Below are 14409 nucleotides of genomic sequence, written 5' to 3'. Positions count from 1 at the left end.
CTGCCGAAGGCTGCGATCTTTTGATCTTGCTCTTTTCCGGCGCACTGAAGATCAAGATCAAAAGATCGCAGGCTTCGCCAGCTCCTACATTTGAACGTGTGCGAATGAATGTGCGTGATCGACCCGGGGAATTGTGTGTATCAGTCGGTTTGGGGCAGCAGCTGGACACCAAGGTACAGCGCGAGCATTCCATCCAGCTTCAGCGGGTCGACGCCGCTGAGTTCGGCGATCCGCTCCATGCGGTAACGCAGACTGTTGCGATGAATGCCCAACGCCTCGGCGCAGGCCTGGCTCTGGCCGTCGTGTTCGCACCAACTGCGCAGGGTCGCCAGCAGTTGGCCGTTGCCATCCTTGGCGATGACTTTACGCAGCGGCCGCAGCAGTTCATCCAGCGCATCGTCGTTGCGGTGCCGCCAGAGCATCACCGGTAGCCGATAGCGGTTCAGGGTCAACAAGCGCGAATGCGGTAACACATCGCGTCCATAGGCCAACAGATCACCGACCCGACGATAGCAACGGCGCAATCCCGACAATCCATCGGCCTGCCCGCCCACGGCAATGCGCAAAATATTCCAGCCGAGGCCATCGAGCTTTTCCAGCAGCCGTTCGTTCTCGATCGCTGGCGTTGCCGGTCGGCACCACAGTAACGAAGACTTGGCCGAGCTCACGCACCAACTGTCCGGATAACGCGACATCAACCAGGCGCTGAGCGCTTCGACGGTCTGGCCCGGGCCGTGTTCCATGCCCAACTCGAACAGGTACGGCACCCGCGTCAACTGCGGTTTGAGCCCCAGCTGCTGCGCTTCGTCCAGCAACCGCGGCGAATCCCCCGCCTCGCTGAGCAGCAGCGCCAGCAGATCATCGCAACGCTGGCGCCGCCATTGCTGCTCGGCCTGCTGATTGCGCTGGCCCACCAGCATCTCGGCGGTCATTCGCACCAGCTCGGCGTAGGTGCGCAATTGCTCGGGTTCGCCGGTAATGCCGAGCACGCCAATCAAACGCTGATCGAGCAACAACGGCAGATTAATGCCCGGCTGCACGCCTTTGAGGTGAATCGCGGTTTGCGCGTCGATCTCCACCACGCGCCCGTTGGCCAACACCAGTTGCGCGCCTTCGTGGCGAGTGTTGATGCGCTCGGGTTCGCCGCTGCCCAGAATCAGCCCCTGGCTGTCCATGACATTGACGTTGTACGGCAGGATGGCCATCGCCCGGTCGACGATGTCCTGGGCCAGGTCGTGATCGAGTTCGAACATAGCGCGATTCCTTGAAAACGTGATGGAACGGGTTGTTCACCCGCACAGGCCTTGGTCATAAACCCTGTGCTCAGGCACAAAGACAATCACCCAAGGGGTGGCCGAGACTCACTGGGCGATCAACGTTACCCTTGCGTCGCAAAAAATCATAATAAAGAGAGAGCCCGCCATGTCACAGAGCGTCGCAGCTACCCTGGCCACCGCTGACGACAAAAACGCCGTTTACAAACGCATTACCCTGCGCTTGATCCCCTTCATCTTCATCTGCTACCTGTTCAATTACCTCGACCGGGTGAACGTCGGGTTCGCCAAACTGCAGATGCTCGACGCACTGAAATTCAGCGAAACCGTGTACGGCCTCGGTGCCGGGATCTTCTTCATCGGCTATGTACTCTGCGGCGTACCGAGCAACCTGGCCCTGACCAAATTCGGCCCGCGACGCTGGATCGCGCTGATGATGATCACTTGGGGCACGCTGTCGACTTGCCTGTTGTTCGTCACCACACCGACCGAGTTCTACACGTTGCGCCTGTTTACCGGTGCCGCCGAAGCCGGTTTTTTTCCGGGTGTGGTGCTTTATCTCTCGCAGTGGTTCCCGACGTTCCGTCGTGGCCGCATCATGGCGCTGTTCATGTCGGCGATCCCGGTGTCCGGTCTGCTTGGCAGTCCGTTTTCCGGCTGGATCCTCAACCACTTCGGCGCAGGCCAGGCTGGTTTGGCCGGCTGGCAGTGGATGTTCCTGCTGCAAGGCATACCGACCGTTATTCTCGGCGCCCTCGCCTACTTCCTGCTCAGCGACAGTTACGCCAACGCCAAGTGGCTGACCCCTTACGAGCGTTCGGTGCTTGAGGCCGATCACGCGCAAGACCTGGCCAGCAAACCGAAAACCGCTACCGATTCCCTGCTGGCGGTGTTCAAGAACCCGGCGATCTGGGCTTTCGGCCTGATTTATTTCTGCATCCAGAGCGGTGTCTACGCGATCAACTTCTGGCTGCCGTCGATCATCAAGAATCTGGGTTTCAGCGATAACCTGGTGATTGGTTGGCTCAGTGCGATTCCGTATCTGCTGGCGGCGGTGTTTATGTTGATGGTCGGTCGTTCCGCTGATTTGCGCAAAGAACGCCGCTGGCACTTGGTGGTGCCGATGCTGATGGGCGCGGTGGGTCTGTTGATTGCGGTGAACTTCGCTGCCAACCCCGCCATTGCCATTCTCGGGCTGACCATCGCCACCATGGGCGCCCTCACCGGCCTGCCGATGTTCTGGCCCGTGCCGACCGCAATGCTCAGCGCGGGTGCGGCTGCCGGTGGGTTGGCGTTGATCAACTCCATGGGGCAGATGGCGGGTTTTCTTAGCCCGTACCTGGTGGGTTGGGTCAAGGACAGCACCGGCTCGACCGATGCGGCGCTGTATCTGCTGGCGGGTGTGATTGTTTGTGGGAGTTTGCTGGCGCTGCGCATGACGCGGACGTTGCGGGTTTAAAGGGCAAGATCAAAAGATCGCAGGCTGCGCCAGCTCCTACACGGGAATGATGTACACCCTGTAGGAACTGGCGCAGCCTGCGATCTTTTTGCTTTGCATGCTTTTGTGGCGAGGGGGCTTGTCGGAGTGCCGCATCACCCCGTTCGGCTGCGAAGCAGTCGTAAACCCATTACATGCGGTTTAACTTTGAAATGCCGGGGCCGCTTCGCGACCCAACGGGGGCAAGCCCCCTCGCCACAGGTAATCAGGCCTGATAATTCCGATTGCTCCCAGTCACGGTTCTGGTATTTGATTAGGGCTTTCTGACCGGTAAAAGGATTTCGTCATGAGCTATCGCACGCTGGGTCATTCGGGTTTACAGGTGTCGACCCTCACATTGGGCACCATGATGTTCGGCGAACAGACCAGCACCGAAGATTCCCTGCGAATCATCGACAAGGCCTGGGACCAGGGCATCAACTTCATCGACACTGCGGACGTGTACACCAACGGCCGTTCCGAAGAGATCGTTGGCGAAGCGATCGCCAGTCGGCGGCAGGAATGGGTATTGGCCACCAAGGTCGGCTTCGGACCGGTGGACGGTATGCCGAACCGCAGCGGCCTGAGCCGCAAGCACCTGTTCAATGGCATCGACGCCAGCCTGACGCGGTTGGGCACCGATTATCTGGACATCTATTACCTGCACCGCGAAGACCACAACACGCCGCTGGAGGTCACGGTGTCCGCCATTGGCGATTTGATCCGTCAGGGCAAGATCCGCTACTGGGGCCTGTCGAACTACCGTGGATGGCGCATTGCCGAAGTGATTCGTGTGGCCGACAAACTCGGTGTCGACAGGCCGGTCATCAGCCAACCGCTGTACAACATCGTCAACCGTCAGGCGGAAACCGAGCAGATCACTGCTGCACAAAACTATGGCCTCGGTGTGGTGCCATACAGCCCGCTGGCGCGTGGTGTGCTCAGCGGCAAGTACGCGCCCGACGTGACACCGGACGCCAACAGCCGCGCTGGTCGTCAGGACAAACGCATTCTGGAAACCGAATGGCGGGTGGAGTCGTTACGCATTACCCAACAGATCCAGGAATACACGCAGGGCCGTGGCGTGGGCATCGTCGAGTTCGCGATTGCCTGGGTACTGAACAATGGCGCTGTGACTTCGGCCATCGTCGGGCCTCGCACTGAGGAACAGTGGGACGCGTACACCAAGGCACAGGCGGTGAAGATCACGGCTGAGGACGAGGCGTTCATTGATTCGCTGGTGACACCAGGGCACGCATCGACGCCGGGGTTCAATGACGTGAGCCATTTTGTGCCGGGGCGTAAACCGCATACGGCTTGAGATTTATCGCGGGCAAGCCCGCTCCCACAGGGTTTTGTGTCAATCACAAGATCTGTTGGCGGTCACGGCCTAATGTGGGAGTGGGCTTGCTCACGAAGACGGTTTCACATTCAGCATTGATGTTGGCCGGTAGACCGCTTTCGCGAGCAAGCCCACTCCCACAGGGTTCTGTGTCGATCACAAGATCTGTTGGCGGTCACGGCCTAATGTGGGAGTGGGCTTGCTCACGAAGACGGTTTCACATTCAGCATTGATGTTGGTCGGTAGACCGCTTTCGCGAGCAAGCCCGCTCCCACAGGGTTCTGTGTCGACCGCAAATATTGTGTATGACCCTGCTCCCACAGGTTGAGTGTCGACCTGCTGACTATGCTTTGGCTGAGGATCAGCCAGGATGTGGTAAATATTGATCACTCGGCCAATATTCAGCACAAAAACCACGTATCCTGCGCGCCCCGTTTGACCTTCAACCCGCGAGGACAGCTTGTCTAAAGGTATCGCTCTATCGGTTACAGCCTCGATGCTGTTTGCCGTCATGTATTACTACACATCGCTGCTCTCCCCCTTGAGCGGCGTAGAAATCTTCGGTTGGCGGATGCTGCTGACCGCGCCGTGCATGACGGTATTCATGGTGGTGTCCGGTGAATGGAAGCGCGTGGTCGAGATTGTTCGACGGCTGGCTGGCAAGCCGAAGCTGATTGTCGGCCTGATTGGCTCCGCAGTGCTGCTGGGCCTGCAACTCTGGTTGTTCATGTGGGCACCGCTCAACGGTTATAGCCTCGACGTGTCGCTGGGGTATTTCCTGTTGCCGCTGTCCATGGTCCTGACCGGGCGAATCGTCTATGGCGAGCGACTTTCCTATCTGCAGAAAATAGCGGTGTTCTTCGCCAGCCTCGGCGTGCTCAACGAGTTGTATCAGGTCGGCGGTTTTTCCTGGGCGACCTTGCTGGTGGTGGTCGGTTATCCGATTTATTTCATCGTGCGCAAGCGCCTGACCACCGACAACCTTGGCGGGCTCTGGCTGGACATGGCGTTGATGCTGCCAGTGGCGTTCTGGTTCGTGCAGGGCGGCGAGCAAGGTTTCGGTGTGTTTGATCAACATCCATGGTTGTCGCTGTTGATCCCGATACTCGGAGTGATAAGTGCTTCGGCGCTGGTGGTCTACATCATTGCCAGTCGGCTGCTGCCGTTCAGCCTGTTCGGGTTGTTGAGTTACGTCGAGCCGGTGCTGTTGCTCGGCGTTGCGTTGCTGCTGGGGGAAAGTATCAAGGCCGGCGAATGGCTGACCTATATTCCGATCTGGTTGGCGGTGTTGGTATTGGTGTTTGAAGGGTTCAAGCATCTGATGCGTCATCGACGATAAACCAAACAATGACGCCCCCTGTGGGAGCGGGCTTGCTCGCGAAGGCGGTGTGCCAGGCAACATTAAAGTCGACTGACACTCCCTCTTCGCGAGCAAGCCCGCTCCCACATTGGATTTGCCTCAGCCAATAAAAAGCCCGGCCAGCATTGCTGCTGACCGGGCTTTTTCACGCCTGAACCGGGTTAATCGGTAGAGAGCACACCCCGACGAACCTGGTCACGCTCGATGGATTCGAACAGTGCCTTGAAGTTGCCTTCACCGAAACCATCGTCGCCTTTACGCTGGATGAATTCGAAGAACACCGGGCCCATCAGGGTTTCCGAGAAGATCTGCAGCAGCAGACGCTTGTCGCCCGACTCGGACGAACCGTCCAGCAAAATGCCCCGCGCTTGCAACTCGTTGACCGGCTCGCCGTGGTTCGGCAAACGGCCTTCAAGCATTTCGTAGTAGGTGTCTGGCGGCGGCGTCATGAAGCGCATGCCGATGCTTTTCAGGTGATCCCAGGTCTTGATCAGGTCATCGCTGAGGAAGGCCACGTGCTGGATGCCTTCACCGTTGAACTGCATCAGGAACTCTTCGATCTGCCCGGCGCCCTTGGAGGACTCTTCGTTCAGCGGGATACGGATCATGCCGTCCGGCGCGGTCATGGCCTTGGAGGTCAGGCCGGTGTATTCGCCTTTGATGTCGAAGTAACGGATTTCACGGAAGTTGAACAGCTTCTCATAGAAGTTGGCCCAGTAGGCCATGCGCCCGCGATACACGTTGTGGGTCAGGTGATCGATGATCTTCAGGCCGGCCCCGACCGGATTGCGGTCCACGCCTTCGATGAACACGAAGTCGATGTCGTAGATCGAGCTGCCTTCACCGAAACGGTCGATCAGGTACAGCGGCGCGCCGCCAATGCCTTTGATCGCCGGCAGGTGCAGTTCCATCGGACCGGTTTCGATGTGGATCGGCTGGGCGCCGAGTTCCAGGGCACGCTTGTAGGCCTTTTGCGAATCCTTGACGCGGAACGCCATCCCGCACACCGACGGGCCATGCTCGGCCGCGAAGTACGACGCCACGCTGTTGGGCTCGTTGTTGAGGATCAGGTTGATCGCGCCCTGGCGATACAGGTGCACGTCTTTGGAACGGTGGGTCGCGACCTTGGTGAAGCCCATGATCTGGAAGATCGGCTCCAGGGTGTTAGGGGTCGGCGATGCGAATTCGATGAACTCAAAGCCCATCAGGCCCATTGGGTTTTCGTATAAATCTGCCATTTTGGCGCCTCATCATTTCTTATCAATTAACGGATCGTTAGTTGCTAGCAATGCTGAGACCGGAGGGTGGCGCGCAGGAGATACCCCGCACGCTGCGGGCGAGGAAGTCACCGTAGATCAATTGAAACCCAAAACTCTTCATTGTCGACCCAAGGCTCTTGCGGGCGAGGCTTCTGCTGCCAGAAGACGATTATTCTTATATGCGTAACCCGATTCTACACAGCGTAAATCAGTTTGTCCGCCTTCTTATAAAATCCCCCTTTTTGTAGCGTGCGCAAGCGGTTTGTTGCACAGAAAAATCCCCGCCAGGATCAGCCCGCCGCCCAGGCACATCACCCGTGTCAATTGCTCACCCAGCAACAATGCGCCAAACAGAACGGCGGTCAGCGGGTTCAAGGCGATGAACACACCCGAACGCGTCGCACCGATTTTGCGGATACCGTCGTAATAACCAATATAGGCCAATGCCGAACCCAGTACGCCCAGGTACAGCAGGCTCAACCATTGTTGCGTGCCGAGGCCAGCCAGCGCCGCGACACTCAGCTCACCACGCACGGCGCTGGTCACCCAAAGCATCAGCGTGCCCAGCAAAATCGAGTATGTCACCGTCTGCACCGGCCCCAACGTTTGATTCAGGCCTTTGGAGAACAGAGAATAAATGCCCCAGCCGAGCACGCAGCCGAAGATCAACAGATCGCCGATCCAGGCATCAGTACCACCGGCCAGCAATTGCGGATTGCGACTGACGATCACCAGACTGGCTCCGGCAATGCAGATCGCAATACCGGTCACTTTCGCCCGGCTCAGTCGTTCCTTGAACAGCAGCCACGACGCCAGGCCGATCACGGCCGGATTCAACGCCACGATCAACGATGCCCGTGACGCGTTGATGTAATGCAGCCCGTAGAAGAAGCACAGGTTGTAGAAGAAGATGCCGAAGAACCCCAGCAGCGTCAGTTGGAGCCATTGTCGAGGGCTGGGGCGCACCAAAGGCACACGCGCCAGCAATAAAAACAGCAGCAGCGCCATACTCGCCAGCAAGAACCGCAGGCTCGCGGCCAACAACGGACTGAGACTGTCGGCCAGAAATCGCCCGGCAACGAACGTCCCGCCCCAGATCATGGTGACCGCAGCCAGTTTCAGATAAACCGGTACATCGGAAGATTTCGCAAGTGTCTGTTCGTACGTAGTCATCAAGTCTCCACCATCAGAAATCGGGTACATGGCATAACCAGTCAGTTAAGCCATAGGGCACCCGTAGCAGCTGCCGAGCCCGCGAGGCTGCGTTCGGCTGCGCAGCAGTCGCAAGATCAGGGATCTGCGGCACGTCAGGCAGCCCGCATTAGCCGGATTCACGACTGCTTCGCAGCCGAACGCAGGCTTCGCCAGCTGCTACAGATTGCGACTGGCCTCGGCACATGCCGTATCATTCGGTTAATACCCAATCATCGTAAAATGAGTAAATACTCATGACCCTGACTCAACTCGAGATTTTCTCGCTGGTGGCCGAGCTGCGCGGCTTCACGGCGGCGGCCCATCGTTTGGAGATTTCCCAATCCGCGGTGTCCCACGCGCTCAAGTCGCTGGAACAGGAACTGGGTGTAGAACTGCTGCGTCGGCATCAGTCCCAGGTCGAGCTGAGTGACATCGGCCAGCAGCTGTTACTACGCGCTCGGGCGATGCTCGGGCTGGCCAACACGTTGCGCCAGGAAGCGGCGGATGCTCGCGGAATGAAACGCGGCACCCTGCGCATCGGCTCGTTCGGCCCGACTTCATCGATCAAACTGCTGCCAAAAATCCTGCAGCATTACCGCGCCGCACACCCGGGCATCGAGGTTCACATCGATGAAGGGCCGGATCGCCAAGTGATCCAGTGGCTGGAAGAGCGACGTATCGATATCGGCTTCGTGGTGTTGCCCCTGGAGCGTTTCGACACTTTTGGGCTGATCGAAGACCAGATGGTCGCGCTGCTGCCTGCCGACCATGCGTTGGCCGGTCGCGACAGTTTGAGCTTGAGCGATTTATGCCACGACCCTTTTGTGCTGACCGAAGCTGGCTCTTCGGAACTGGTGTCGCGCCTATTTAATGCGGCGCGGTTGACGCCGAACATTCGCTATCGCTGTTCGCAGTTGCTCAGCACGCTGGACACCGTAGGCCGTGGCGACGCCCTGACCGTTGTCGCCGAAGGCTCTTTGCCTGACCACAACGACAACCGCTACGTGAAAAAACCGCTGTCGCCACCGGTCAGCCGCCAAGTCGGGCTGGCGGTGCTCGATCAGCGTCAGTCATCACCTGCGACGCTGGCCTTTATCAAACTGGCTTCAAGCCTGAATGATCATTGAACGGCATAAGTGCTGTCGGCCAACTATCATCGCTGAACTCTTCTGGGAGGCGTGTCGCCCTGCCAGCCTTTGAGAGCCCTCTTTTATCGCGATGGATTTGCGAATGCCATTGAACGTCAAAAGTCGCCGCAAACGCGGTACCCGGATCGTCGTGACCGTTCTGAGCGCGCTGCTCCCGGTGGCGTTGGGGGTCGCCATCCTCTATCTGCAGGCTGAACGTACGCTCAAGCAAAGTACTGAACTGACTGGCGAAGAAGCCGTTCGCCAATTCGAGCTGATGCTCGACAACACCGCACTAGCGGCGCAAGAACTACTGCCTCTGGCCGGCCAGAATTGCAACGATGTCAAACTGGCCCTGCGTGAACAAGTCACCCGCCGGCCGTTCGTGCGCTCGACCAACCTTGTATGGAACACCACCCTCTATTGCAGTTCGTTGTTCGGTGAATATCAGGAAAAGATCAATCCCGGCGATTACACCCAAGGCAAGCTATGGCTCATGAACGGCAATCCAGTCACGCCCAATACCGCGTTGTTGGTGTATCGGCTGAATGAAGGGAACCTGGGCGCATTGACCACGCTGGACGGTTATCACCTGAGTAACGTGCTGCGCCTGATCGGTCGCAAAACATTATTGTTGCTGCAAGTAGGCCCTAATTGGCTGTCCGCCGACGGCAAAGTCCACAACGACGCCCTGCCCATTTTTCCGGTGGCGCAAAACACGCTGATGTCTACGCGATATGCCTTTACCGTGGCTGCCGGTTTCCCCGAAGGAGAAACCTGGCGTTACATGCGCAGTGAGTACCCGCCGCTGTTCAGTCTGTTGATGTTCTTCGGTGTGGTATCAGGTTCGATCGGGCATGTCCTGCAGAAGCGTTCGACGTCGCCGAGCCGTGAAATGCAGCGGGCGCTGGAGGCAGCAGAGTTCATTCCGTATTTTCAGCCCGTGGTGCATGGTGACAATAAGCAGTGGTCCGGCGCCGAAGTATTGATGCGCTGGAAACATCCCAAAGAAGGCCTGGTACGCCCTGATCTGTTCATCCCGTTTGCCGAACATTCCGGGCTGATCGTGCCGATGACTCGCTCCTTGATGCGACAGACCTGCGCATTGCTGGCTCCCCTGTCGACCTCGTTCGACAGGCCGTTTCACATTGGCATCAACATTACCGCCAGTCACTGCCGGGATCTGGAACTGGTCGAAGACTGCCGTGAATTCCTCAGCGCTTTCGCCCCAGGCAGCATCAACCTGGTGCTGGAGCTGACCGAACGCGAACTCATCGAGCCGACAGCCATCACCCTGCTATTGTTCGAGCAGCTTCACGGGTTGGGCGTGATGATCGCGATCGATGACTTCGGAACGGGTCACTCAAGCCTGGGTTATTTGCGTCAGTTCAATGTGGACTTTCTGAAAATCGATCAGAGCTTTGTCTCCATGATTGGCGTTGACGCCCTGTCCCGACACATTCTGGACAGCATCATCGAACTGTCGGCCAAACTCGATCTGGGTATTGTCGCCGAAGGCGTGGAAACCGTAGAACAGAGTGACTATCTGACGGCCCACGGCGTGAACTTCCTGCAAGGTTATCTGTTTGGTCGGCCGATGCCCGGCGCAGACTTCATTAGAGCATTAAGTGATCGTTAACTAACCGCTCTAAGGGGCGAAGCCATGAAGATGCGCACCAAATTGAATCAAAAGACTACTCTTGTTACATGAAGAAAAAGTCAGGATTTACTCTTGGCCAATTAACTACTACAATTTTTCATGCCTGCGCAGAACTGGCAGGTGCGCCATTATCACCGAGTCGCTTCAAGGCTCTTGGCTTATAGCTTTGTTTGCGGTTGGTATCAGCCAAACACACTATTGGAGTAAAGATATTGTCCAGACTCGCTGAATTCCGTGCAGCTGAAAAGGCCCTTCAAGAACAGCTCAAGCAGTTGGAATCGCTGAAGAACGATGCCGGGCTCAAGAAAGAAATCGAATTCGAAGAAAAGCTCCAGGGGCTGATGAAAACCTACGGCAAGAGCTTGCGCGACATCATCGCCATCCTCGATCCAAACCCGGCAAAATCCGGCCTGCAGCAGGCAGCAGCGCCTAAAACCCGCCGCGCTCGCGTGGTCAAGGTGTATCAGAACCCGCACACCGGTGAACTGATTGAAACCAAGGGCGGCAATCATCGCGGCCTGAAAGCCTGGAAGGAACAATACGGGGCTGCCACCGTTGATTCCTGGCTGCGAGGCTAAGCACTCGCGATCATAAAAAAGCCCTGCAATGCAGGGCTTTTTCATCGACAGCGTCTAAATGCAACGAAAGTCGCCGATCAACTCGTTACATTCCGATGAACTTTATGCTTAATCCCTTTGGCTATCTAAAAAATGCCGAACACGCTGAAATCTACTGATACGCAAACCTTAAACTAAAGTTTCAAGCTGTTTCGAGCCGCCGCTATGTCGTCCTGACTTGCCTTATAAACCTCTGCCTGCCCCGCATAAGAAAGAACATAGGCCTTATCGGCGTCAACCGCAGCGACCAATGTTTGAGACAGCACATGTCGACCGTTCTGCGTAATCGTGCAGGTAGTTTCCAGCGCCGATAGCCGGCTTAAGGTAGTCGGGTGAATTTTAGTGCAAACGCTCTGATACCCACTCTGAAAAAAGTCCTTTTGCACCGACTTGCGCATTTCCAGGAGCACGCCTTCCAGGTTCACCTGATGACCACTTTCTACCTGAGTCATGGTCAACTCCATCACCATCACCGGTGTACCGTCCTGGTCGTTTTTTACCGCGCGTTGCCGGGATACCTGCGGTTTAGCCTCATCTTGCGAAATAGCCTCGACAGTCCATCCGCTTGGCCAAATCACGACCGGAGCCTCTGCATAAACGGGGGTAACACCTGAAAGCAGACACATCAGGACGAACATCGATTGACAGAATCGGGTCATTGCAATGAACACTCACGAATTGAGCCGTAAAGTCTGAGCCTCACCCGGCTGTCAGGCAAGCCTGCGGTTTTGGTTTGGCGATGCCGGAGCCCTTGCGTATCATTGTGACCATTCTTGGATTTTCCGGAGGGCCCCATGAGCCTGCACGAACTCAATACATTTCCCGGTGTGACTGCACAACCCGACACCGCCACCCAGAAGTTCGTCTTCAACCACACCATGCTGCGGGTCAAGGACATTACCAAGTCGCTGGATTTCTACACCCGCGTCCTGGGTTTCTCGCTGGTGGAGAAACGCGATTTTCCGGAAGCCGAGTTCAGCCTGTATTTCCTGGCGCTGGTCGATAAAAACCAGATCCCGGCCGATGCCGCGGCTCGCACCGAGTGGATGAAATCGATTCCCGGCATTCTCGAACTGACCCATAACCACGGCACTGAGAACGACGCGGATTTCGCCTACCACAATGGCAACACCGACCCACGCGGCTTCGGCCATATCTGCATTTCGGTACCGGACATTCGTGCCGCGTGCGAGCGCTTCGAAGCGCTGGGCTGCGATTTCCAGAAACGCCTGAACGACGGCCGCATGAAGAGCCTGGCCTTCATCAAGGATCCGGATGGTTACTGGGTCGAGATCATTCAGCCGGCACCGATGTAAGTCCCATCACCAATCCCCTGTGGGAGCGGGCTTGCTCGCGAAAGCGGTGTGTCATTCAGCAGTGATGCTGGCTGACAGGCCGCCTTCGCGAGCAAGCCCGCTCCCACAATTTGGAATGTATGAGACACAAAAAACCCCATGATCACTCATGGGGTTTTGTGTTTTCGGCGTCGGCGTTTATGCAGGTGCGGATCAAGTGATCGAATGCACTGAGGGAAGCCTTGGCGCCCTCGCCCACCGCAATCACGATCTGCTTATACGGCACGGTGGTCACGTCACCGGCCGCAAACACGCCAGGCATCGACGTTTCACCGCGGGCATCGACGATGATCTCGCCACGCGGCGACAGCTCGATGGTGCCTTTGAGCCAATCGGTGTTAGGCAACAGACCTATCTGCACGAAGATTCCTTCCAGCTCGACAGTGCGCAACTCGTCCGACTGACGATCCTTGTAGCGCAGGCCGTTGACCTTTTGACCATCGCCAGTCACTTCAGTGGTTTGCGCACTGGTGATCACCGTAACGTTCGGCAGGCTGTGCAACTTGCGCTGCAATACTGCATCGGCGCGCAGTTGTACGTCGAACTCCAGCAGAGTCACGTGGGACACGATACCGGCCAGGTCGATGGCCGCTTCAACGCCGGAGTTACCGCCACCAATCACTGCCACACGCTTGCCTTTGAACAGCGGACCATCACAGTGCGGGCAGTACGCCACGCCCTTGTTGCGGTATTGCTGCTCACCGGGAACGTTCATTTCACGCCACCGGGCGCCGGTCGCCAAAATCACGGTCTTGGCTTTCAAGGACGCACCACTGGCGAAATGGATTTCGTGCAGCGCGCCATTTTTGCCTGGCACCAGCTTGTCGGCGCGTTGCAGGTTCATGATGTCCACGTCGTACTGCTTGACGTGTTCTTCCAGCGCCACGGCCAGTTTCGGCCCTTCGGTTTCCTGCACCGAGATGAAGTTCTCGATGGCCATGGTGTCGAGCACCTGACCACCAAAACGTTCCGCCGCCACACCGGTGCGAATGCCTTTACGAGCAGCGTAGATCGCCGCCGAAGCACCGGCCGGGCCACCGCCGACGACCAGTACATCAAAGGCTTCTTTGGCGCTGATTTTCTCGGCCTGGCGCTCGATGCCGCTGGTGTCGATCTTGGCGAGGATCTCTTCCAGGCCCATGCGGCCCTGGCCGAAGTTAACGCCGTTCAGGTAAATGCTTGGGACGGCCATGATCTGGCGCTCGTCGACTTCAGCCTGAAACAGCGCGCCATCGATGGCGACGTGGCGGATGTTCGGGTTCAGCACAGCCATCAGGTTCAACGCCTGGACCACGTCCGGGCAGTTCTGGCAGGAGAGCGAGAAGTAAGTCTCGAAGTTGAACTCGCCTTTGAGCGAGCGGATCTGTTCGATCACTTCGATACTGGCCTTCGAGGGGTGGCCGCCGACTTGCAACAGAGCCAGCACCAAGGACGTGAATTCGTGGCCCATCGGGATGCCGGCGAAACGCAGGCTGATGTCGGCTCCCGGGCGGTTGATCGAGAACGATGGCTTACGTGCATCGTCACCGTTGTCGAGCAAAGTAATCTGGGTAGAAAGACTGGCAACGTCTTTGAGTAATGCGAGCATTTCCTGGGATTTCGCACCGTCATCGAGGGATGCAACGATCTCGATCGGCTGGGTGACCCGTTCCAGGTACGATTTCAACTGGGCTTTAAGAGTGGCGTCCAACATACGGGCGATTTCCTTTATTCGTGTCGAAAAAAAACGCCCGAGCGAATCTCG

At 57.4% G+C, this 14409-nt stretch carries 12 protein-coding genes; 7 read left to right on the top strand and 5 right to left on the bottom strand.

Going from position 1 to position 14409, the window contains the following annotated elements; translation table 11 throughout:
- Positions 1 to 140 precede the first annotated feature (140 nt).
- Complete coding sequence (locus PMI36_RS03665) at positions 141 to 1253, bottom strand: sugar diacid recognition domain-containing protein (protein WP_008075440.1); 1113 nt, start codon at positions 1251 to 1253, stop codon at positions 141 to 143.
- A 169-nt stretch (positions 1254 to 1422) separates the two neighbouring features.
- Between PMI36_RS03665 and PMI36_RS03670 the strand changes: the two genes are divergently transcribed.
- From PMI36_RS03670 to rarD, 3 genes are all read left to right on the top strand, one after another.
- A complete protein-coding gene (locus tag PMI36_RS03670) occupies positions 1423 to 2733 on the top strand; it encodes an MFS transporter (RefSeq protein WP_008075439.1) in 1311 nt (436 codons plus the stop codon).
- 325 nt (positions 2734 to 3058) lie between these two features.
- Positions 3059 to 4072 (top strand): aldo/keto reductase, encoded by a 1014-nt coding sequence (locus tag PMI36_RS03675; RefSeq protein WP_008075437.1) that lies wholly within the window; start codon positions 3059 to 3061, stop codon positions 4070 to 4072.
- A 481-nt stretch (positions 4073 to 4553) separates the two neighbouring features.
- The gene (rarD, locus tag PMI36_RS03680) at positions 4554 to 5432 is read left to right on the top strand and encodes an EamA family transporter RarD (protein WP_008075435.1); all 879 of its coding nucleotides are present in this window, start codon (positions 4554 to 4556) and stop codon (positions 5430 to 5432) included.
- Between the two features lie 182 nt (positions 5433 to 5614).
- On the opposite strand, the gene hppD is transcribed toward rarD, so the two are convergent.
- Positions 5615 to 6691 carry a 4-hydroxyphenylpyruvate dioxygenase gene (gene hppD / locus PMI36_RS03685; RefSeq protein ID WP_008075434.1) on the bottom strand — a complete coding sequence of 359 codons (1077 nt, stop codon included), beginning with the start codon at positions 6689 to 6691 and terminating at the stop codon, positions 5615 to 5617.
- Between the two features lie 246 nt (positions 6692 to 6937).
- Positions 6938 to 7885 (bottom strand): DMT family transporter, encoded by a 948-nt coding sequence (locus PMI36_RS03690; protein WP_008075433.1) that lies wholly within the window; start codon positions 7883 to 7885, stop codon positions 6938 to 6940.
- A gap of 275 nt (positions 7886 to 8160) precedes the next feature.
- Between PMI36_RS03690 and PMI36_RS03695 the strand changes: the two genes are divergently transcribed.
- The 3 genes from PMI36_RS03695 (at position 8161) to PMI36_RS03705 (ending at position 11271) form a co-directional block, all read left to right on the top strand.
- Positions 8161 to 9033 carry a LysR family transcriptional regulator gene (locus tag PMI36_RS03695; RefSeq protein ID WP_008075432.1) on the top strand — a complete coding sequence of 291 codons (873 nt, stop codon included), beginning with the start codon at positions 8161 to 8163 and terminating at the stop codon, positions 9031 to 9033.
- A 103-nt stretch (positions 9034 to 9136) separates the two neighbouring features.
- The gene (locus tag PMI36_RS03700; RefSeq protein WP_008075431.1) at positions 9137 to 10672 is read left to right on the top strand and encodes an EAL domain-containing protein; all 1536 of its coding nucleotides are present in this window, start codon (positions 9137 to 9139) and stop codon (positions 10670 to 10672) included.
- A 233-nt stretch (positions 10673 to 10905) separates the two neighbouring features.
- Positions 10906 to 11271, top strand: coding sequence for a histone-like nucleoid-structuring protein, MvaT/MvaU family (locus PMI36_RS03705; protein WP_008075430.1), 366 nt, complete (start codon positions 10906 to 10908; stop codon positions 11269 to 11271).
- Positions 11272 to 11444: 173 nt separating this feature from the next.
- Here the strand turns inward: PMI36_RS03705 and PMI36_RS03710 are convergent, their stop codons facing one another.
- Positions 11445 to 11948, bottom strand: a complete 504-nt coding sequence (locus tag PMI36_RS03710; RefSeq protein ID WP_085990046.1) for a DUF4946 domain-containing protein — start codon at positions 11946 to 11948, stop codon at positions 11445 to 11447.
- 156 nt (positions 11949 to 12104) lie between these two features.
- Between PMI36_RS03710 and gloA the strand changes: the two genes are divergently transcribed.
- The gene (gloA, locus tag PMI36_RS03715; RefSeq protein WP_008075428.1) at positions 12105 to 12626 is read left to right on the top strand and encodes a lactoylglutathione lyase; all 522 of its coding nucleotides are present in this window, start codon (positions 12105 to 12107) and stop codon (positions 12624 to 12626) included.
- Between the two features lie 142 nt (positions 12627 to 12768).
- Here gloA and ahpF read toward each other — a convergent pair whose 3' ends face one another.
- Positions 12769 to 14358 (bottom strand): alkyl hydroperoxide reductase subunit F, encoded by a 1590-nt coding sequence (gene ahpF / locus PMI36_RS03720; protein ID WP_008075426.1) that lies wholly within the window; start codon positions 14356 to 14358, stop codon positions 12769 to 12771.
- Between the last annotated feature and the right edge of the window lie 51 nt (positions 14359 to 14409).

This window comes from Pseudomonas sp. GM79 (assembly GCF_000282495.1).
In the GTDB taxonomy this organism is placed as follows: Bacteria; Pseudomonadota; Gammaproteobacteria; order Pseudomonadales; family Pseudomonadaceae; genus Aquipseudomonas.
The sequence above is the reverse complement of the archived record's forward strand: the minus strand, read 5'-3'. Positions and strand labels throughout refer to the sequence as shown.